The following is a 20,550-nucleotide window of genomic DNA, read 5'->3' on the forward strand; positions in this document are numbered from 1 at the left end:
ATTCCGTTTGGATATTTTGGCAAGAAATAAAGCCCATCCGAGATTGGATCATAGCAGGATCGTGACAATCCCGCTATTGATCCAACTCGTGGGCCAACTCAACTTAAACCAATACTTTCTCCAAAGCTTTCGTAAAAAGCTTCATCTCTTCCATGGTACCCATACTTACACGGCACCAATTCTTGCCCATGATCTCGAAAGCGCGTACGCCTACTTTTTGGGCAGTCATTTTTTCTAGGAAAGCCTTTCCCTCCATTTCTATCGGGAAGATTATAAAGCTTGTAGACGACGGGATGTACTCAAAGCCCATTTTATCCAAACTCTGGTATACATATTCGCGACACTCTGCGTTCAACTTTCTGGATTTATCCTGGAAGGCAACATCATCCATACTGGCAGTTGCCGCAAAAATGGAGGTGTAGGCAATGCCCATACCACCACGGGTTACTTTTTCAAGTTTTGCCAAGGTCGATTCCTGTGCCACAATATATCCTACCCTTAGGCCGGCCATACCGTGTATTTTTGAGAATGTACGGGCTATTATAACGTCCTTACCTTCATTTATAAGCGATACCATACTTTGTTTGGCACCATCCTCTAAAAAGCCCATATAGGCCTCATCCACAAAAACAGGGACTTTTTCGGAAACCCTTGAACAGAAATCCACCAATTCAGCAGCGTCGGTCATGGCTCCTGTAGGATTGTTTGGGTTACAGATATATACCAATTTTGTATCTGCGTCAATGGCAGCTTCCATGGCTTTAAGGTCATGGGACCAATCTGCCTTACAGGGAACGGCCTTCCAGGATGCCCCTGTGGCCTCTGCAACGCGAATCAAAGACATATAAGTGGGATCAGCAGAAACAACGTTACCACCGTTGGCAAAAAGGACCATGGCTGTTTTTTCCAATAGATCGGATGATCCGGGCCCCATCATAATGTTCTTGATGTCCACACCTTCTAGCGTAGCTATTTTTCCCATTAGGTCAAAAAGTTCATACCAGGCATAGCGATTGCCTTTAAAGGCTACCTTCTGTAAGGCCGAAATTGCCTTTGGCGATGGACCATAAGGATTTTCGTTCGCATTCAATTTTGCTTCCAAAACCGGCATTTCACGACTAAAGTCTGGTAAAAATTCCTTAAAAAACGGAGTGTAAATGGCATTCCCCTGGGCGTCCAGCGCTAAAGGGGCTTTGGGCATCTCTGAGATACCAAAGCTCAAGTGAGGCATTACCATTGCACCGGCGGCTGTCAAGGCACCTCTTTTTAACCATGCTCTTCTGTCTAATGTTTTCATAATGTTATCGATTTTAAGTTTAAGAGTTTAATGTTTAATTACTTTCTACTGGTTCGGCATTTGCACCGATATTTCCGGAGGCTACTACCGTATTGTCGGTATCGCTCAGGTAGATGTTGATGTGTGCATCCAGATCCGGGAGTCCGTCATAAAAGGAAGTGTCGCTGATGACGTAAAATTTATTGTCATCAAGCTCACCAGTATCTCCGGAAACGGTGTCCAGGGTTAGCAGTGTTGTTGTTCCTACACCTGCAGCACCATCTAGGATGAGAGCCGGGTGTTGTTGGCCTTCAATAGTATTGTAGAGTGAAACCTGAACAAGTGTTCTGTCTAGGGTACCTTTCCAAAAAACTATGCGTCCATAAACATTGGAACCACTGGGGTCGGCAGCATCGATGTTATATGCGGTGAAGAATCTTAATGTTCCTCCACCTTCGGCGACTTCCAATGCCGCTTCTGGCATTTCTTGCTCACAGGAAGCGGTGAAGAAAACAAGAAATATCAAACTAAGTATTTTTATAGATGTATGTGTCATATTTTTATTTTTATAGCATTAACAGATTAGAATCCAAAGCTCAGTCTTGCGAAATAATATGCTCCATTGGAACCTTGCTGATAGTTGGAGTAGAGGTAAAACCCTCTTTCTTCCGCTCTTAAAATATCTGGGTAATTATTAAATATGTTATTACCTCCAACGGTCAAGGCAAGCTTATCCGTAAAGTTGTAAGTGATCCCTATATCGGTAACAAATTGAGCAGAGAAGGTTTGATCGGAATATCCTTCGGTGCCATCATTTAAGGTACGGAAAGTGTTGTCCAAGGAGGTTACCTCACCGAAATAAGATCCTTTAAGCATACCTGACCATTTTCCGAAGGAATAGGTAGCAGAGCCAATAAAAGTTGTATTTGGTGTTCCGGTTTCAAATTGACCTATGGAAGAACGGTTTACATATTTGTCTTCCAATTCCTCTTGGGTCAATACGGTATTTAGGTCAGGAACACTTGCACCTTCAAAGGTGTTTTCGCGAAACACTCCAGAGAGTGTTAGGCCCAACATTCCTTCTCCAACTTTCTCTCTGTAGTTAGCAACAATTTCTACACCCTTGGTGCTAATGTCTCCGCCATTAATTCTAAAACTTGCCAATCCGGAACCAATAATGGGCGCCAAGGCAGGGGCTTCGCTAGCATTGAAATTATCGGTTTCGAAAATTCGATCCTTGATGTCGATTTTATAAGCATCTACTGTAAGGTCTATTTTGTTGAAAAGACGGGTAGTAAATCCTAAACTTAAATTGGTGGATTGTTCTTGTTTTAAAGCTTCAATACCAATGGCTCTTGCCGCACTACTTGTGTTGGGATAAAGTGTACCATCAAAAGGATCAAGACCTACAAAGAATGTAAATGTGTGGGAGTAGTTCAATTCCTGAAGGGAAGGAGCTCTAAAGCCCGTGCTATAAGATCCCCTTACTGCAAAGTTATCCAAGATGGAGTATCTTGTAGCCACTTTACCGGTAAATACATCACCAAAATCTGAGTAGTTCTCGGTACGTAGGGCACCAGTAAGCAACCATTTTTCGGTAATATCAAGCTCAGCGTCCAAATAGGCCGCCGTTACAGAACGAAATTCGTTGGCTTCATTCTCAGGTGCGAAACCTCTAAAACACTGGCAGTTGGGGCTGTAGAACTTATTTATATTAGTGCTGGCCTCACCATATGGAAGTATTACTGGACTTCCATCCGCATTTACTATAGGTTCGGAGTTAAGGTCTTCCATAGGAAAACCATCTGGGCCTAACAATGCTTCGTTATCCGTGGTTGCAGTATAGATTCCTGCGTCACCAATAGCGTAACTTTCTGGCTGTCCTGCCTCAATTTGGTAGTTTTCTACCCTTAATTCCACTCCAATCGCAACGTTAAGTCCATTTAGTACATCATCAAAATATTTTGACACATCAAAATTGGTGGTGTTTTGGTAAAAGCTATGTGTTCCCAATTCCATTGTTGTTGGGGATTCCGATTGCAAGCTTGCGTTGAAAGTATTGAACATGTCATACTTCATTTTGTTTCTTCCAAAGGTGTTGCTGAAATCAAAATTTAAATCGCCAAGGGTACCTTCTATTCCACCTGTAAATGCTATGTTGGTTTGGGTACTGGCAATTTGCGGTCTAAATCCATTGGGATAAAGATCAAAGTTGGCACGGTCGGCCTGTGCAGCTCTACGGTAAAAGCAGCTGTATCCGGAAACGTATTTGTAACCAAAATCACCAAAAGAATAAAAATCAAGTTCTTCATTTATGGGTAATTCCATATTGTAGGCCACTACACCAAGATTGGATGCTGCTGTACCTGCATAGCTAGAGAAATCCAAGGCTGTAAGGCCTCTTGCCGCTGAAAGTCCGGCGTCGGTTCTAAGCTCATCAGCAAGTGCTGTATTGCCAGCCGCCTGTGCCGCTAACAATTCTGGGTTGGTTATGATAATATTCCCTTGGGCATCGGTACGCTCGTTGTTTAAGTATGCATCTCCATATGGACTGGCATTACTTACGTTGGCGCGTAGCGTTGCTTCCGCCTGGCGGTACAATCCTGTAAGGTTCAAGTAGCCACCCTCTTCAAAGGAGATTCCATAATTTCCTGCCAATTGATAGTTGATGCCATCTGGTTCTGTGTCCTGTAATAATGCCTGATTTTCTTCACTGACATCCGTGCCGCTAAGATCTGGGGCGGAATTTGGGAAGCCGCCCACAGTAAAATTTCCGGTAAACTCTCCAGTACCTTTTTTTAATACTACGTTCATTACACCGGCAATGGCATCGGAACCGTATTGAGCCGAAGCACCATCCCTTAAAATTTCAACCCTATCAATGGCATCAGGGACAATGAAGCTCATATCGGTGGCGTTTGCCGCGGATCCAGTTTGTGAACCCGCCAATAGAGCAGAAGTATGTCTTCTCTTGCCATTTACGAGCACCAACATTTGGTTCGGAGCAAGGCCTCGGAGAGTAGGGGGGTCAACCGCTGATGAAAGGTCGCCACCCTGGGAGCGAAAGGCACTAAATGAGGGTGCTGAAGCAACCAGCATTTGCGCCAAGTCCATTTGAGGCATATTAATAGCCTGTTCCTTAATACTGATAACATCTACGGGGGCGGTAGTTTCTAATTTGGTCCTACCTTTACTTCTAGAGCCAATAACTATAGTTTCCGTTAACATCTCGGCAGCTTCGGGAAGGGTTACGGTAATGTTGGTTCTACCACCTATAAGAATTTCCTTATTGGCATAACCCAATGATGATAATAATAAGACTGCGTCGGATTCGGCATCAATGGAAAAATTTCCGTCAAAATCCGATATACTTCCTTTAGAGGTACCCTTGATTACTACATTCACGCCTGGTAGGGGGGTACCGACTTCATCTGTAACTTTTCCAGATACAGTTATTTGTTGGGCGTTCATCGCTAGCATACTAAATAGTGCGAGTGATAGTATTAGAGCTTTCTTCATATACAATAGTTTAAGGTAGTTAGTAAACAATGTTTTTTGGCATACCAATTTCAATCGTTTCCATGGCCATGGAAAAATCAATAGTACACTTGATAAAAGGAAAGTTCCGGATACTTAACCATCAAAAAACAACTATGATTGTTGTTAAATGACTTTACAAATTTAACGATACATTAGGATAAATAAAATTTTGATAGCTTTCTAAAACACTGAATTATAAGTAGTTATACGGGTAAAATTGACCATATCAGTATTTTATTGTTCATTTTCTATTGAAATGACAGCTTTTTAAATTTAAAAGAACAAAAGCTGTCAATATGATCAATTATGTAAATAAATCATTTTTATCAGTATGATAAAAAGCCTCTTATGAATAATGAGTTAAAATCAATAAAATACCATTTTACTTGTCATATTATTAGTGTTTTTTAACAAATGCTAATTTAAATTCACTCAAATTAACCATAAAAAGGATTTTATTGAATATTTTTCAATGTGTTTTTTGATAAAAACTGACTAATATGCTTTTTATAATCCAAAAAGTGCCAAAATGTTAAAAAGTGGATATTGGAAGGGTTGTCTTTACGGTTATAATGTTTAAGCGGGGTTAGGGCAGACTGGATGAATAGTGATTGATACCATATCCAAGTCGTAATATAGATTTATAGGATAAGACCTATCGATAGGTGAGTATATAGTTTCTCCTTATAAGTGGGTAACCGGCATAAGGCGACCTACTGTACCCGGTCAACAGCAGGGAAATCAGTTATACCTATAGCGTTTCATAATTCTGATATTTTTAAAGGGGTAATAACAATGGTTCCATTTCTGGAATGCGGCTATAGCCGTTCCAAAGAAGTCTAAAAGTATTTAAACTGACAAAATGATCGTGCTATTTGTTCAATATAGGATCACAAAGTTGCACATGGATAAGAATAAATCTCAATTATGCATAATTGGTAAATGTATACCTATTATATATAAGGTGTCAATTTTTGTGGAATGGGTGCATGGGATTCTGACATAACCACTAAAGGTAGAAGTGTATGGTTCTTTTTTGTTTTTGTCCATATTATGGATAAAGGAACATATAACGGAGAAGTCTTTATTAAAATTCTTGGACTTGGGTCGTAGGTTGTGGAATTCTTAATTTGAACAAAAGGCCCAGCCCTTGTATTAGGTATAGAAATGATTCCAAATGCTCCATGTTTACAACAATTTGGTGATTATAGGCAAGGATACCACGGACAAGGTAAAAGGATGTAAAGAAAAGGTCTATTGTTAATAATACCCATGTTTTTTGCAATTATCATGTACTTTATTTGTCATATAAGTAATAGTCTTCATTTATTATTAATAATGTGTCAGATTTTGTATTTAAATAAAATAAGGCCTTAGAGATGAACAAAAATTTGAAAGGGCAGTTTTTAGCAATATGAAAAATCCTACTTCTGAAAAATGACATAAAATTATTTTGACATCTTTTTATTATCATATTATTAGTGTTTTTCATTAAATGATGAATTAAATTTACTGAAATCATTATTTATCAGAATAAAACACAGTATTCTGCAGCTGATGTTCTATAAATGACAAATTTTTAATGGTCTTGACATTCTAAAATTGAGCAATATGAAAGACAGAATAGATGAAATGGATTTCAAAATTTTAAGTTTACTGGCAGACAATGCACAGATGCCTTATACGGAGGTAGCTAAAAAAGCGGGTATTTCCCCTGGTACCGTTCATGCGAGAACAAAAAAAATGATAAACCTAGGGCTAATAAAAGGGGCGACCCTAGATCTGGACTACAGTAAAATTGGATGGAAAATGACCATTTTTCTAGGTGTTTATCTCCGCGAGAGTTTTATGTACAAACAGGTCATAGATGCCTTGCGAAAAGTACCTGAGGTGGTCAAAATTCACCACAGTACGGGTAAGTACGACATTTTTTTAAAGATGCACGCCAAGGATAGCATGCACTACCGCGATATCTACCAGGACACTATATTGACCATTGACGGGATAAAGGGAGTAGAATCCTTTATGTCCGTAGAGGAAAATATGAGCAGACATATTTCTTTTGAGTGATTTTTATTATAGGACCCTTATTTTAAAAGCTAGGTAGATTAAAATTCAATATTGGAAGGAACCTCGCCTTTTTGGCGGGGTTTCCTGTTTAGTGCCCCGTCCCGGAGTAAGAGCTTCTTCAAAATGGTCAAGGTCATGCCACAGCGCATAATGCCATTTGTCTCCTTAATTCTAGAACCTCTGCCAAAGCATTTGATCCTTGCCGGGATACCACCAAATATCTCCCCATTCAATTATGCCTTATTCCTAACAGGAGGATCACATATTTTTCAATTCGGCTACCAAGTCTGTCAACGCGGCCTTTGCATCACCGAAAAGCATAGAGGTTTTTGAATTATAGAACAATTCGTTCTCTATTCCTGCATAACCAGCGTTCATACTGCGTTTGTTTACGATGATGTGTTTGGCATTTTCCACGTCCAAAATTGGCATACCGTAAATGGGACTGGCCGGATTATTGTGTGCAGCGGGGTTAACAACATCATTGGCCCCAACAACCAATACTATATCCGTGTTGCTAAACTGGGGATTAATATCTTCCATTTCAACCAACATATTGTATTCTACATTGGACTCGGCCAATAACACGTTCATATGGCCCGGCATACGGCCTGCCACGGGATGTATGGCATATTTTACATTTACTCCTTTTTTTGCCAACAGCCCTTCCAACTCATGAATTACATGCTGTGCCTGTGCAACTGCCAGACCATAGCCGGGAACAATAACCACATTGTTTGCGTAGTTCATCATAATGGCTGCATCGCTAGGGTTGGTACTCTTTATGGAACCTAAGGCCTTGTTCTCCCCTTCGGTTGATGCAGCTCCTCCAAAAGCTCCAAAAATAACTGACCCCAAAGTTCTGTTCATCGCCTTGCACATAGCTACCGTTAGAATAATACCTGCTGAACCTACCAATATGCCCCCTACTAGCATTACCATATTATTATATAAAATTCCAGTAATAGCGGCGGCAATACCGGTCAATGAGTTCAACAAAGAAATAACTACAGGCATATCCGCGCCTCCAATGGGGAGAACAAATAGAATTCCATAGATAAGGCCGGTAGCCAATAGTGTATATAACAATAGCTGACTATCTACGTTAGTGGCAACCATAAACATCGCAAAAAGCACGATTCCAATGATAAAGATGTTGTTAACGAGGTTGTAATAGGGGATCCTTACCACACTTTTTAGAGAACCGTTCAGTTTGCCCCAAGCAATTAAACTGCCTGAAAAAGTTATTGCCCCGATTATAATTCCAGAAACTATAGTAGTGGACTGGGTGGTGTCGTTTATATTTTTACTGTATTCCACCAATCCTATCAATGCTGCACTGGCACCTCCGAAGCCATTGAACAATGAAACCAATTCTGGCATCTTTGTCATTTCTACCTTTATAGCGATGAACCAGCCAATGACGGACCCTACAAGAATGGCAAGCCCAATTAGGGTATAAATAATTGGTGAAATCTCCAATTCATGAACAAAAACAGTTCCCACAATGGCCAGTCCCATTCCGGCAGCCGCAATTAGATTACCTTTTTTTGCGGTTTCTGGGTGGCCCAACATTTTTAGCCCGACTATAAATGTAATAGTCGCGATGAGATATATAATATTCAGTAAAATTCCCATTATTTTTTTCTTTTAAACATTTGTAGCATCCTGTCAGTAACCGCAAAGCCACCAACTACATTTAAAACCCCCAAGACCACGGCAATAAACCCCAATGTTAGGGCCAGATAGTCGGTAGGATCAGCGTGCAACATCACCAAAATAGCTCCGACAATTACCACACCGCTCAGGGCATTAGCTCCGGACATCAATGGAGTGTGCAATACTGCTGGTATGCTCTTTATAACCTCTACCCCAACAAATATGGCAAGGATAAGGATGTAGGTTATCTGTAGGTTATTCTCTATAAATTCCAAAAACTCATTCATGGCTTATTTTTTAGTTTTTTCTAATAGTTCCATTTTGGACGATCAAGGTTTCATTGGTAATTTCCTCCTCCAGATCCCATTTAAAACTGGTTCCTTCCGTTAGATGCTTAATATAATTGTAGATATTTTTAGCGTACAGATCACTGGCATTGGTGGAAACGCTCCTTGGATCTATACTGGTACCAATTACCTTGACACCATTTTTTACAATGGTTTTATTGATCTGGCTAACTTCGCAATTTCCACCTTGGGCGGCAGCCAAATCAATGATGACAGCGCCATTTTTCATCTGTAAAACTTGTTCTTCGGTAATTAATATTGGTGCTTTTCTACCGGGAATATTGGCCGTGGTGATTACTAGGTCTGCTTGAAACAAGGACTTATTAACGGCTTCCTTTTGTCTTTTTACATAATCTGCCGAGGCTTCTTTGGCATACCCACCTTCTGATTTCTCTCCCTCGTTGTCCACCGAAATAAATTTAGCCCCCAAGGATTCTGCTTGTTCCTTGGTTTCAGATCTTATATCCGTAGCCTCTACTATTGCCCCCAATCTTTTGGCAGTGGCTATGGCTTGTAGACCCGCAACGCCAATACCATATATCAATACCCTTGAAGGAGCAATGGTCCCTGCCGATGTCATCATCAAAGGAAATATTTTGGTCATTTCAAAAGCCCCTAAAATTACGGCTTTATAACCTGCAAGATTGTTTTGCGAACTCAACACATCCATATCCTGGGCTCTTGATATCCTGGGGATGGCATCCATGGAAAATGCGGTAACCCCTTTTTTGGCAATGGCCTGTATAAGTTCTGGGTTCGACTTATGATATAATTTACTGATCAAAACCTGGCCTTCATCTACCAGTTTTAAATCCTCTTCGTCAAAGGGATTAATTTTTAAGAGTATCTCGGCTTCATGAAAAACTACCCCTCTTTTTTCAACGGTTACCTCAACATTTGTATAATCTGAATCCTTAAAAGAAGAATACTCCCCGGCACCTTCCTCTACAAGAATTTCAAATCCTGAGGCAATTAATTGTTTTGCAATGTTAGGTGTAATGGCGACGCGCCTTTCACCATCCAAGGTTTCTTTTAATATGCCAATTTTCATTTTAGTTAATGGTTTGGTTATTTATGATGTAATTTAACTTGTCGGTTCAAATCATTGAAAAGTCGCAAAACTAGAGAATTAACAAAATAGATGGACTCTTTTATAAGAAAGATTACATTTTTTATGTTAATTGTTTAATATTTTACAATTAGTCTATGAAGCCAATAGATTACTGTGTTTAATGTGATTTTTAGTTTTGGTTTCCTTTATCGATATCTATTTTGGCCTATCCATAGTTCAATGTTAGGCATGATTTTTATTTAAAGTATCCTGCTGTGTCGGCACATGGGCTATAACACCATTAAAATATAGTGGTATGTTTCACTTTTAGTTCCTTTGGTAATCTGTCTAGGGGTGTCTTGTGGTCGTTAGGCTTAGGAGAATTATTTTGGGCATAGTGGTCTATGATTTATTTATAAGCTATTTTAATGAACATTAGCACATTGTCCGAATCTGATAATTAGCTTTCAATATTTCTAAGATCAACATTTTGGAAATGCAGCTCTCTATAGGAAATTATTAATTTAAGAGTCATAGTTCGAAAAGTACAATTTAATTCCGAGCTAACATTCAGAATTGGCAATGCAATGTGGAAAGAGAATTAGCCGTCCAATGACTGTTTTCAAATGTTCAAATTGGATATTTTAAAGCTGTTATAGATCTTTTAAGGATAAATAACTTCCTTATTACTGTTTAGGAACTTTGTGGGCCGCTCTCATCTGTTCACTATCCCAATGATTATCAAATTCAATAATTCCTCTTTTTAGATCTTTCTCCAACTGCTCTTCCTGCTGTCTGATCTCTTCCCTAGCCTTAAAAATATATTCGTCAGTGGTAGTTGGCTTATCGGCCATTCGTCTCAGGCCTTCCTCATCATATTGAATAAATTTTTGGGCCTGTCTGTAAATGGTGTATTTTCTAAATCCCAAATGGTTCAAAGCATCACCAGCCATTTTAACAGAGGTTTCCAAAGATTCTCTGTACACATCTTCAACACCCATGTTTAACAAATCATAGGCATCATATCTATTTTTTGCACGTAACATTAGTTTGACGTTTGGATATTTTTCTTTGACCATTTTTGTAAGATGAATTACGTTATCGCTATTGTCAATAGCGGATATTAAAATTTTTGCCTCTGCTATACCGGCCGATTCCAAAAGATCCAGGCGGGTGGCATCTCCATAATATACTTCAAAACCCATTTTCCTAAGAAGATCTACCCTGTTGGAATCGTTATCCAAAATGGTGGCTTCAATACCGTAAGATCTGAGAAACCTTCCTACTGCACTTCCAAAGTGGCCAAATCCTATCAAAATAACTTTGTGGGTCTTGGCTATATGATCTACCTGTCTTGCTTCTGCTTTTTTGGTTCCAACCCTCGGTAGGATCAATCGTTCATTTATTATTCCAAGTATGGGTGTAAGGGTCATGGTAAGTGCCGTTACAACCAACATCATATCCAACTCTACCCTATCCAGAATATTCAATTGATAGGCAAAAGAAAGTAGTACAAAAGCAAACTCCCCAATTTGGGCCAGTCCTATAGTTAGGAGCAGTCTTTGATCGGCCTTGAGCTTAAAAATGGCTGCGACCAAGAACAGTATTAGGGCCTTTACAACAATTACGGCGACTACCAACCCACTAATCATTAAGGGGTTGTCCCCAATTACAATAAAATTAATGGAAGCACCGACCGCCATGAAGAACAAGCCCAACAAAAGGCCTTTAAAAGGTTCCAAATTGCTTTCCAGTTCATGTTTAAATTCACTGGTAGCCAATACCACACCTCCTAAAAAAGCCCCTAGTGCCGGGCTAAGTCCAACCAATTCCATAAGATATGCAAGGGCGATTACAATAAGTAGGGCGGAGGCGGACAACAATTCCCTGAGCCTGGTTTTGGCTACCAGCTGCAACATGGGAACAAAAAAATACCGCCCGGCAACAACCACTGTCACTACCGATAGAAAAATGGCCAAGGCCTGAAACCCCAGGGGTAAATTTTCAAGTAAATAGATATGATCCGCATGGTTGTCATCAATAGCAGTCTTTTGCGTATCGGTTAACAAGGGGATGATCGCCAACATTACGATAACTATAATATCCTGAAAAAGAAGAATGGAAAATGAAGAGGCACCATAGGTGGTATTCATCAATCCATTTTCCTTAATGGTCTGTAAGGTAATGGCGGTGGAGGAGAGGGATACTGCCATGGAAATTATCAGGGAAACTTTCCAATCAAATCCAATATAGGTGAATAGCAGGTAGGAAACTATCATGGTTCCCAGCACTTGGGCCCCGCCCATGCCAATAATGGTTTTCCTCATTTGCCAAAAGCTCTTAGGTTCTATCTCCAGACCTATCAGAAAAAGCATCATGACCACCCCAAATTCGGCAAAGTGAAGTATGTCTTGACCTTCATCGCCAACAAAACCTAAAATATAGGGGCCAATTAATATCCCGGCCAAAAGATACCCCAGAACAGAACTTAGTCCGAACCTTTTGGCTATGGGGACACAAATAATGGCACCGGCCAAAAAAACTATTGCTGCAAAAAGGATGCTACCGCTCATTTTGAGACTACTTTATTTAGTTGGGGTGTATCGTTCAAAAATTCACAGTTTTTAATCTCACCAAAAGGAAGGTGTTCCTGTAATTCACATATTAATTTTTGGTATTGGAAGGTATACTTTTCCAGCTCTTGATCGGAGAGGTTATGCGTTCCCATTACCGTAAAAGGAGGAAGATATTCCATTCCACAGAGCTTGGCAGTTTGCTCAAAGGGACGCAAAAATTCGTTGACGGAGTATTGGTTGCTACCTTCGGAGCAATACACCGCCCTAGTTCCTCCGGTAGTGATGACATTTAAACATTTTTTGGAATGTAGCGCCTTTCCGTTTGGTCCGTAAGCCCATCCAAATTCCAGAACAACATCCATCCATTGTTTCAGTAAGGGGGGGCAACTGTACCAATAAAAGGGATGGTGCCAAACAATAACATCATGTTTGGCCAAAAGTTTTTTTTCACTAATGATGTCTATGTTAAAATCAGGATACCTTTCGTAAAGGTCGTGAAAGGTAACACCCTCTTTATTTTCGATCATTTTAACCAAGGCTTTGTTGGCTCTGGATTGTTCAAATTTAGGATGTGCAAACAAAATTAATATTCGTTTCATACTATTAATTTAATGGAAAACCTTGGGACCAAGGACCCTTTTCCAATCCATATCTAATTAATTTGGTCTTTCTCTCCAATGTTCATTTGGTCCAAACCGTCGTTTAAAGAGGTTGGCAATTCAAATACCTCCAATTCAAAATAGGGAATAGCCGCCAGAAGATGATCGAAAATATCGGCCATGATATACTCATAATTTTCCCAACGTTTATCACTACTAAAGGCATAGATTTCCAGAGGTATTCCTTGAGGTGTAGGGGGTAGGTGCCGGGTCATTAGGGTCATCGTCTGGTTAACAGCGGAATGGTTCTTTAAGTACGTTTCCACATATTTCCGAAAAACGCCAATATTGGTCAAGTTTCTTCCGTTTAGGGCCATTTGTTTGTCAATATCGTGTTCTTTGTTATAAGTATCGATACTGGTATTTCTAGTTTCCAGATATTTGGAGATTATCTGTATACCTTTTAATGTTTCAATATTTTCTGGGGTGAGAAATTTGATGCTTTTTTGTTTTATGAGTATTGCGCGTTTTATACGCCTACCTCCGGAGGCCTGCATGCCCCGCCAGTTTTTAAACGAATCCGAAATAAGCGAATAGGTAGGGATGGTAGTAATGGTCTTGTCAAAATTCTGGACCTTTACCGTAGCAAGGGAAATTTCGGTAACATTGCCGTCGGCCCCAAATTTTTCAAAGGTTACCCAATCCCCAATCCGGACCATATCGTTGATACTTACTTGAATGCTGGCTACAAGGCCCAATATGGTATCTTTAAATATCAAAAGGATTACCGCAGAAGCGGCACCCAGGGCGGTAAAGAATTTCCATATGGTGGTGTCCGTTAATACCGCAAAAAGGGTTAGGATACCCCCGATCCAAGCGAATATCATGAATACCTGAATATAGCTATCCAAGGGCTTGTCCTTCATATGGGGCAAGGTCTTTAAGTAATCTTTAATGCTTCGGAGAAGGCTTCTTATCAATACCAGCACCAAGATTACCGCAAGAATTTCAATGGCCTTTAATATAATGCCCTCTGTATTTTCAAAATCGAGGAAGGCCAAGGGAAGATACCTGTACAATAACATAAGGGGTATAATATGCGCCATATATCTAGGTACCTTATTGAACACTAAAAAATCGTCAAAATTGGTCTTTGACTTACGAGCAAACCGCACAGATAAAAAACGCAATACTTTCCAGATGGCGTAATCCAATAATACGGCTACTAAAACAATTGCTATGAAAAGTATTAGAGCATTTAGATAGGCAGCTGCATTAACTTCCACACCATTTTGGATGAGGTAATTGTAAAGTAATCGTCTTAAACCGTTGTTCATGACCAGGATTCAATTAATAGTACTAGGCAAAAATAAGGATTGAGGCTCAGTTGTGGCAGTAGATATGTAAAAAGTATGGTTTGTGCCCCACTGATTTAATTCTTGATGAATTCCACTAACAATAAGTGCTCAAAATATTCCGCAATTAGGACCGGGGTAAGATAGCTTCTTGGCGCGAATTATAAGTATAGTTCCCAACGGCCACTGTCGCAGGGCATAGGTGTTATTGTACAATTATAAGGATAGTTGTTTCAATTAAAATGATCAAAACAATATGATCTTATAAGTAAGAACTACAAATATTGCCGCAAGTGCTTTTTAAAATATGCGGCGCTATCCGCCGCACTTTGCATAGGACTGGTTTTGAAATTTCCCCCTTGTTCCAAATAATAGTACTCCAGTCCCGATTTTTTAGGGTCTGGAAGAATTGATTTATAATCAATGGACCCATTGCCCAATTCAGAATAGTCCCTACTAATTTTATCCATGTCCTTGATATGCCACATTACATAGCGCCCAGGTTGTTTCTTAATAAGTTCCTTTGGGGTTAATTCCGAGGAGTGCATCACCCAGTACATATCCATCTGAAGTTTCACCAAAGAAGCATCCGTTTCCTTTAAAATGATGTCGAATCCAGTTTTACCTCCATAATCTTCAAATTCGAAACCGTGATTGTGATAGGCAAAGCCCAATCCTGCAGAGTTTACCTGTTCCCCTATTAAGTTTAGTTTATGCGACATTATTTTGAAATTATCCAAGGTCCGCTGCTCTGGGGCTAAATAAGGCCAAGTGATATAATTACTGTCCAGGGCCTTAGCCGCTATAATGCATTTATCCACAAAAACGTTTAAGTCCTCCTCCGGTTTTTCCAAATAGGACGAAAAACCGTAATGTCCACTAGTTATTGATAATTCTAGGTCGTCCAAAATTTTCTTCAGTTCAGAAGGGGTATAGCCATAAATAAGGCCCTTGTCTGCATCAAAGCCATAGAATTCGAAGTCCTCATAGCCCATTTCCTTTAAGGCCTTAATGGTAGCAAGGGGATTTTTGGCCATATCGGTTCGCACCGAAAAAAGTTGATAACCCATTTTATATTTTGGTCGTTCCCATATGGAGAATGAGCTTAGCGGCAATAGCGCTGAGGCACCTAGGACTGCTGTACTACCCATAAAATCTCTTCGGTTCATGTAATTTTTTTTTAAAATAAGGTTGAAGTTAATTAAAAATTACCTTGTTATGGTTTCCTTGTTCATAATATTGCCATCAACATCATAATGTATAAACTCAATAATAGGAGTATTCCTTTCCCGATGTATTTTTACGGCCAAAAAACCTCCTTCTACCCTAAGGAACTTGTGCTCCGGACGTTTATCGTTCGGATCCCAGCCTTGGGCATGGGAATTGCTGGATGGCCCCTGACTAAACTCCATTAAGCCTGTTTCCGGATCAACGGAAACGTATTGCCAATGCCTATCCCCATTGATTACGAACATTTTTTGATCGGATAAATATTTGCGCAACCAATCACCCTCCGTCTTAAAGGAAACATTGGAGTGGTTGTCAATTTTGCCTTTGGCCCTATCCGGACCTACCACGGGGGTGGGCGAGCTTAGTATTTTAAAAGTGGCATCCGAGGCTTCCACCGTTTGTTTAAACCACTCTATCTGCTCCTTCCCCCAAATACTTTTGTCTGCTCCGTCAGGAGCTTTATTGTCACTTCTGTAATCCCTACCTTCTACCATCCAAATTTGAAGATCCTGGCCCCATCTAAAGGTCCTGTAGGATTTCTCCATGATCGGAGCTTGTTCGTTCCAGATTAACAGGCCATCCTCAAAACTCAGTTCACCAAAAGGGGAGGAGGTGGGCATGGCATCGTCCTTTAACAGATCGTGGTCGTCCTTTTGTAAGTAAAGGGGAGTATTGTTGTAGAAATTGTTCAAAGAGGGCCAGGAATTAATGGCGTGCCATTTATGTCTGGCCAATTCCAAATTGTAAGCCATGGGTCCGGGTTTGTCGTAATAAACGTAATCTCCCGTCTGACAATGAAACAAGGGGTTTAATTTTAGCATATTGTCGTATATCTTAAATCCCCGTTGAGGATCGTCATAGGACCAAAAGTATTGACAGGTGGAAGAGGTAAAAAGTACGGGTGCTACCTCATTAGCCATAGGTGCTGTAGTAAAACTTCCATTTACTTCGGAAATGGGAGTTTCACTTCCCTTTCTGCCCCTTATAGTTACATCGTAGACTGTATTGGATTTTAGCCCTGTAATCTTATGTTTAAAAGTGAAGTCTTTATACTCCGAAACATATTCCCATGGGGTAGTCAATACCGTGTCTTTAGAACGGACCTCAATGCTGATCTGCCCGAAGGTACCCTCCACGGCCCCGTCCATTTGATTTACCGGCATATCATTGTCAAAATCGATAGGGCTTCTAAAGGGAGCCCCTTTCTGTTGATGTTTTATAGGTATGGGTTTTTCGGATAGGCACAATCTGGTCCACAGTATGGCAGAGGAATCGGTTAATTCTCCTATCTTAAAGCCATTGGTGAAGTATACTTGGTCAATATTTTGGGCTTGTATAGCGTAGGTCAGAACAATAAAAGTCCCAAGAAATAGAATTAAACGGTTTTTCACGGTGATTGTTTCTTTTGATAGTTATCTGTAACTGTTTAAACCAAATATATGTTATTTATTCAAACCACCGTAGTGTACAAGAGCTTCCCTTGCTTATCCAATGTTTGTTGGAGGAATAGGTCCGGAAATTTTATATTCTTATTGGGCTGGTTTCATTTTGGATATAAATATGTCCTGTAGAATAGCCAATTCCTTTTTGTATTTTAAGTCGGTCCTAGAGGCAAAATAGAGGGTGTTTTCGGTAGGGGTGTTACCTTCCCAGACCAATTTAATCTCATTGTAAGCAATGGCCTCCTTACAAAGAAAATCGGGAACCAAAGCCAATCCATTTTCATTGCTTAAACACCTGATGATCGAATTTATACTTGGCAAGATGTAATTAGGCTTAAAATTGGGACGTTTGTTAAAGTTATTATACCAAAATTTCCTGAAGTGTTCCATTTCATTGGAAGCACTATACCATCTGTGTTGTAAAAGCTCTTGTTCCAGGGTCTGTAGGTCTCCTTTTTTTAGCCGATCTTCTATTTTGAAGGTGTCTGTTCGTTTTCCGGCAACCAATACAATACTTTCCTTGGAAAAAGGAGTGTAGTTGACCAAAGTAGTTTTGTTGGTTTGTTTTTTGGGAGTTATTACCAAATCCAATATACCATTGTTCAAGTCTATTATCAAGTCCATATGGTTTCCAAATTTTGCCACTAGATCGAATTCTAATTTTGGTACTTCTGGCTCTATGATCATTTGAAAGGTTTCAGAACACATGCCAATATGTAATGAAGGATTTTTCTCCTGGGTAGTTTTTTTAAAATGCTGTTCCGCTATCTCCAATACATTAATAGGGTCTATAATGTACTCGTAGAGAAATTTGCCTTCCTCGGTAGGGATCATTTTCCTGGAGGTACGTTCAAAAAGTTTTTTGCCCACATAGGCTTCCAGGGCATTTAAATGAACACTTACTCCGGGTTGCGAAGCATATAAGGCTACGGAAGCCTTTGTTAAGGTTCCGTTTTCATAGATCTCTTTAAAGGTCCTATACCATTCCAAATTCACCATAACTATTATAATTTTGATACAAAGGTATAATTTGTATTATTTTTAATATACATGTTTTCCTTTTAATTTTACACCATAATTAAAATAGTAAGCATGAAAAAGATATTTATTATTAATGGGGGACACCCATTTGCGCATTCAGGTGGCAGGTTTAATGAGACTTTGTTCAACACAACTATTGCGCACTTCCAATCCTTGGAAGGGTACGCTGTAAAATTTACACGGGTAGGGGACAATTACGATTCCAAAGTGGAAGTGGAAAAGTTTAAATGGGCAGATTTAATTATATACCATACCCCTATTTGGTGGTTTCAATTGCCTTTTGGCTTTAAAAAGTATATTGACGAGGTTTTTACGGAAGGACACCAAAATGGTATTTACCACAGTGATGGAAGAAGTAGTAAGAATCCGGCCATTAATTACGGTACCGGTGGACTTTTAAAAGGTAAAAAGTATATTTTAACCACAAGCTGGAATGCACCAAAGGAGGCATTTACCTTGGAAGGGGAGTTCTTTAATGAGACATCCGTCGATGATGGGGTAATGTTTGGATTTCATAGAATGAATGCCTTTGCCGGATTGGAAAGACTTGCGACCCATCACTTTCACGATATGGAGAAAAATGCAGATGTTGAAAAGGAGTTGAAAGATTATAGGGATTTCTTGAGCCAAACGGAGAACAGGTTTATTTTGGAAGATTGTTCTGCTGGGTTAATAAATGCCGGCTAATGTCAAGACAAAATCCTTAGGCTTACACAATAACTATAGCTTTGGTCCACTTCAACCGATAGGGAAATTCCATTAGGATTACATGCAATGACTTGGTCAAACCCATTAAATTTTAGGGAAATGTACTAAAAAGGAACCTCTTGCTTTAATTGCGGGCAAAATAAATATTGAATAATGTTAAAAAAAGCCATATCTTGAATAAGCAAAAAAAGCTTTAAAATATAGCCAACCATTAACATGCCTATTATGAAATTAAATAGATTCTTTTTAACCGTGGCTACGGTTATTGTAGTGTTCATATCCAGTGAAAATGTATTTTGCCAGACTACGGATATTGCGGTTGTGGATAGTACTTCCAAAACAGAAAATAGATTAAAATTCGGTTTAGGGTTTGGCTTGAGCTTTGTTGGGGGGACCAACATTAGTTTAGCACCCAATTTAATATATGAAGTAAGCGATAAGGTGAGTCTCGGTGGTGGAATCCAGGGCAGTTATACTTCAATCAAGGATTTGCAGAATACCACAACTTTCGGGGCCAACATCATAACCCAGTATAGACCGATCAGGCAACTGACTACCTTGTTAGAATTCGCACAGCTCAAGGTGAATACCAAAACAGAGACCTCCACAGGTCAAGTTACCGATGATTATTGGGACTCTGCACTCTTCGTTGGTCTAGGTTGGAATATTAACGAAAAAATATCCCTAGGGGCTAAGTACAATCTGCTGTACAAGAAAGATGAAAGTGTATATACCAGCCCTATACTTCCGTTTGTAAATATTACTTTTTAGAAGGGCGGTAACTTAGGTAGGCCATGAAGTTTAATAGCACAAGCCCAAAAGCTGACTTAATTATTAATACACCTTGTATGAAATTCTGTAATTACCCACTGCAACACCTTGGGTAATCATAGCACGGCTCCTAAACGGGATTAACTTACATATCCCATAAATTAACATTTTTTAAGGTTTATTTTCGATCTGAAGTTAAAATAGCATATAAATTGGAAAATCCTGCTGTTTCATTAAAGTACACCTACCAATAAATTTGTAAGTGTATTCTTTAATTACTTCGTTATGAAAAAAATGAATTTTTATCCCAAGACTTGGCAAGTGGTTCCTCTGCTATCCGATAGGTATCTATTGGATTCTGATGGTAAATGTATAAAGGATTTGGTATTGCGGAATATCTATGCCACCGATATGAAAGTGTCCGAAATGGATTTGAACATCATTAAGTTTTCTGCTATGGATGCCAATGGACAGGAGCACTTTATTGCAGACTTCCCAGGTCAGGCTTCCATACCCGTTAAAGGTATGCATACTGGTCTTTTTCTAAAATCTAAAAGTGTTCTTGACTTGGAACCTGGCACCTATAATGCATTCAGATTCTATCTTGCCAAAACTGGGAGTAGAATTATCTATAGTGATCGTTTTGTAGAACGTGCCGACGGAATTAAATTCCTGAATTTTGAGATTGTGGACGGACTGACCATAAAAGGGGAGGAGTCACCGGAGGCTATTCTCCGATTCGATTTTGAGCCCTTTAAAGCAAATGGAATTTTTAAGACCATTGGACAACTTTTTAAAGTTCCAGGTGTTGTGACGGGCAAGTTGGCGCACTCCTAAGCCTTATAGACCAAAGAGCTCTTTTTTTGTAGACAAGACCGGTTTCCC

At 39.6% G+C, this 20,550-nt stretch carries 16 protein-coding genes; 4 read left to right on the forward strand and 12 right to left on the reverse strand.

What is annotated here, in order from left to right:
• Nucleotides 1–103 precede the first annotated feature (103 nt).
• From MWU84_RS10000 to MWU84_RS10010, 3 genes are read right to left on the reverse strand one after another with little or no spacing between them, the layout of a single operon-like run.
• Nucleotides 104–1,297, reverse strand: a complete 1,194-nt coding sequence (locus MWU84_RS10000; protein ID WP_246901229.1) for a histidinol-phosphate transaminase — start codon at nucleotides 1,295–1,297, stop codon at nucleotides 104–106.
• A 34-nt stretch (nucleotides 1,298–1,331) separates the two neighbouring features.
• Nucleotides 1,332–1,832, reverse strand: coding sequence for a hypothetical protein (locus MWU84_RS10005; protein WP_246901233.1), 501 nt, complete (start codon nucleotides 1,830–1,832; stop codon nucleotides 1,332–1,334).
• Nucleotides 1,833–1,858: 26 nt separating this feature from the next.
• Nucleotides 1,859–4,795 (reverse strand): TonB-dependent receptor, encoded by a 2,937-nt coding sequence (locus MWU84_RS10010; RefSeq protein WP_246901236.1) that lies wholly within the window; start codon nucleotides 4,793–4,795, stop codon nucleotides 1,859–1,861.
• A gap of 1,632 nt (nucleotides 4,796–6,427) precedes the next feature.
• Between MWU84_RS10010 and MWU84_RS10015 the strand changes: the two genes are divergently transcribed.
• Nucleotides 6,428–6,886 (forward strand): Lrp/AsnC family transcriptional regulator, encoded by a 459-nt coding sequence (locus MWU84_RS10015; protein WP_246901239.1) that lies wholly within the window; start codon nucleotides 6,428–6,430, stop codon nucleotides 6,884–6,886.
• Between the two features lie 258 nt (nucleotides 6,887–7,144).
• On the opposite strand, the gene MWU84_RS10020 is transcribed toward MWU84_RS10015, so the two are convergent.
• The 9 genes from MWU84_RS10020 to MWU84_RS10060 form a co-directional block, all read right to left on the reverse strand.
• Nucleotides 7,145–8,524: an NAD(P)(+) transhydrogenase (Re/Si-specific) subunit beta gene (locus MWU84_RS10020; RefSeq protein ID WP_246901241.1), complete on the reverse strand. Its 1,380-nt coding sequence runs from the start codon at nucleotides 8,522–8,524 to the stop codon at nucleotides 7,145–7,147.
• A complete protein-coding gene (locus MWU84_RS10025; RefSeq protein ID WP_246901243.1) occupies nucleotides 8,524–8,832 on the reverse strand; it encodes an NAD(P) transhydrogenase subunit alpha in 309 nt (102 codons plus the stop codon). Before MWU84_RS10025 ends, MWU84_RS10020 begins: the two co-directional genes overlap by 1 nt.
• Before the next feature lie 10 nt (nucleotides 8,833–8,842).
• Nucleotides 8,843–9,943 carry a Re/Si-specific NAD(P)(+) transhydrogenase subunit alpha gene (locus tag MWU84_RS10030; protein WP_246901245.1) on the reverse strand — a complete coding sequence of 367 codons (1,101 nt, stop codon included), beginning with the start codon at nucleotides 9,941–9,943 and terminating at the stop codon, nucleotides 8,843–8,845.
• Nucleotides 9,944–10,629: 686 nt separating this feature from the next.
• Entirely contained in the window at nucleotides 10,630–12,516 is a 1,887-nt protein-coding gene (locus tag MWU84_RS10035) for a monovalent cation:proton antiporter-2 (CPA2) family protein (RefSeq protein ID WP_246901247.1), read from the reverse strand.
• On the reverse strand, nucleotides 12,513–13,118 hold the full coding sequence (locus MWU84_RS10040; protein ID WP_246901248.1) for an NAD(P)H-dependent oxidoreductase: 606 nt from the start codon (nucleotides 13,116–13,118) through the stop codon (nucleotides 12,513–12,515). Before MWU84_RS10040 ends, MWU84_RS10035 begins: the two co-directional genes overlap by 4 nt.
• A gap of 53 nt (nucleotides 13,119–13,171) precedes the next feature.
• Nucleotides 13,172–14,455: a mechanosensitive ion channel domain-containing protein gene (locus tag MWU84_RS10045; protein WP_246901249.1), complete on the reverse strand. Its 1,284-nt coding sequence runs from the start codon at nucleotides 14,453–14,455 to the stop codon at nucleotides 13,172–13,174.
• A gap of 293 nt (nucleotides 14,456–14,748) precedes the next feature.
• Nucleotides 14,749–15,642 carry a TIM barrel protein gene (locus tag MWU84_RS10050; RefSeq protein ID WP_246901250.1) on the reverse strand — a complete coding sequence of 298 codons (894 nt, stop codon included), beginning with the start codon at nucleotides 15,640–15,642 and terminating at the stop codon, nucleotides 14,749–14,751.
• Between the two features lie 39 nt (nucleotides 15,643–15,681).
• The gene (locus MWU84_RS10055; RefSeq protein ID WP_246901253.1) at nucleotides 15,682–17,094 is read right to left on the reverse strand and encodes an alkaline phosphatase D family protein; all 1,413 of its coding nucleotides are present in this window, start codon (nucleotides 17,092–17,094) and stop codon (nucleotides 15,682–15,684) included.
• Between the two features lie 138 nt (nucleotides 17,095–17,232).
• Nucleotides 17,233–18,144, reverse strand: a complete 912-nt coding sequence (locus MWU84_RS10060; protein ID WP_246901255.1) for a LysR family transcriptional regulator — start codon at nucleotides 18,142–18,144, stop codon at nucleotides 17,233–17,235.
• Nucleotides 18,145–18,237: 93 nt separating this feature from the next.
• On the opposite strand from MWU84_RS10060, the gene MWU84_RS10065 reads away from it, so the two are divergent.
• The 3 genes from MWU84_RS10065 (at nucleotide 18,238) to MWU84_RS10075 (ending at nucleotide 20,502) form a co-directional block, all read left to right on the forward strand.
• Entirely contained in the window at nucleotides 18,238–18,873 is a 636-nt protein-coding gene (locus MWU84_RS10065; RefSeq protein ID WP_246901258.1) for an NAD(P)H-dependent oxidoreductase, read from the forward strand.
• Between the two features lie 246 nt (nucleotides 18,874–19,119).
• Entirely contained in the window at nucleotides 19,120–19,665 is a 546-nt protein-coding gene (locus MWU84_RS10070; RefSeq protein ID WP_246901262.1) for a hypothetical protein, read from the forward strand.
• Between the two features lie 285 nt (nucleotides 19,666–19,950).
• Nucleotides 19,951–20,502 (forward strand): hypothetical protein, encoded by a 552-nt coding sequence (locus MWU84_RS10075; RefSeq protein WP_246901265.1) that lies wholly within the window; start codon nucleotides 19,951–19,953, stop codon nucleotides 20,500–20,502.
• Nucleotides 20,503–20,550: the final 48 nt, after the last annotated feature.

It is taken from the genome of Arenibacter sp. F20364, from assembly GCF_023015905.1.
GTDB lineage: Bacteria > Bacteroidota > Bacteroidia > Flavobacteriales > Flavobacteriaceae > Arenibacter.

Excerpts from the sequence above, each read along its gene's own strand:
- MWU84_RS10075 (WP_246901265.1), top strand. The coding sequence starts at position 19,951 with ATGAAAAAAATGAATTTTTATCCCAAGACTTGGCAAGTGGTTCCTCTG.
- MWU84_RS10045 (WP_246901249.1), bottom strand. The coding sequence starts at position 14,455 with ATGAACAACGGTTTAAGACGATTACTTTACAATTACCTCATCCAAAAT.
- MWU84_RS10060 (WP_246901255.1), bottom strand. The coding sequence starts at position 18,144 with ATGGTGAATTTGGAATGGTATAGGACCTTTAAAGAGATCTATGAAAAC.
- MWU84_RS10025 (WP_246901243.1), bottom strand. The coding sequence starts at position 8,832 with ATGAATGAGTTTTTGGAATTTATAGAGAATAACCTACAGATAACCTAC.
- MWU84_RS10010 (WP_246901236.1), bottom strand. The coding sequence starts at position 4,795 with ATGAAGAAAGCTCTAATACTATCACTCGCACTATTTAGTATGCTAGCG.
- MWU84_RS10005 (WP_246901233.1), bottom strand. The coding sequence starts at position 1,832 with ATGACACATACATCTATAAAAATACTTAGTTTGATATTTCTTGTTTTC.
- MWU84_RS10015 (WP_246901239.1), top strand. The coding sequence starts at position 6,428 with ATGAAAGACAGAATAGATGAAATGGATTTCAAAATTTTAAGTTTACTG.
- MWU84_RS10065 (WP_246901258.1), top strand. The coding sequence starts at position 18,238 with ATGAAAAAGATATTTATTATTAATGGGGGACACCCATTTGCGCATTCA.
- MWU84_RS10070 (WP_246901262.1), top strand. The coding sequence starts at position 19,120 with ATGAAATTAAATAGATTCTTTTTAACCGTGGCTACGGTTATTGTAGTG.
- MWU84_RS10020 (WP_246901241.1), bottom strand. The coding sequence starts at position 8,524 with ATGGGAATTTTACTGAATATTATATATCTCATCGCGACTATTACATTT.
- MWU84_RS10035 (WP_246901247.1), bottom strand. The coding sequence starts at position 12,516 with ATGAGCGGTAGCATCCTTTTTGCAGCAATAGTTTTTTTGGCCGGTGCC.
- MWU84_RS10040 (WP_246901248.1), bottom strand. The coding sequence starts at position 13,118 with ATGAAACGAATATTAATTTTGTTTGCACATCCTAAATTTGAACAATCC.
- MWU84_RS10050 (WP_246901250.1), bottom strand. The coding sequence starts at position 15,642 with ATGAACCGAAGAGATTTTATGGGTAGTACAGCAGTCCTAGGTGCCTCA.
- MWU84_RS10030 (WP_246901245.1), bottom strand. The coding sequence starts at position 9,943 with ATGAAAATTGGCATATTAAAAGAAACCTTGGATGGTGAAAGGCGCGTC.
- MWU84_RS10000 (WP_246901229.1), bottom strand. The coding sequence starts at position 1,297 with ATGAAAACATTAGACAGAAGAGCATGGTTAAAAAGAGGTGCCTTGACA.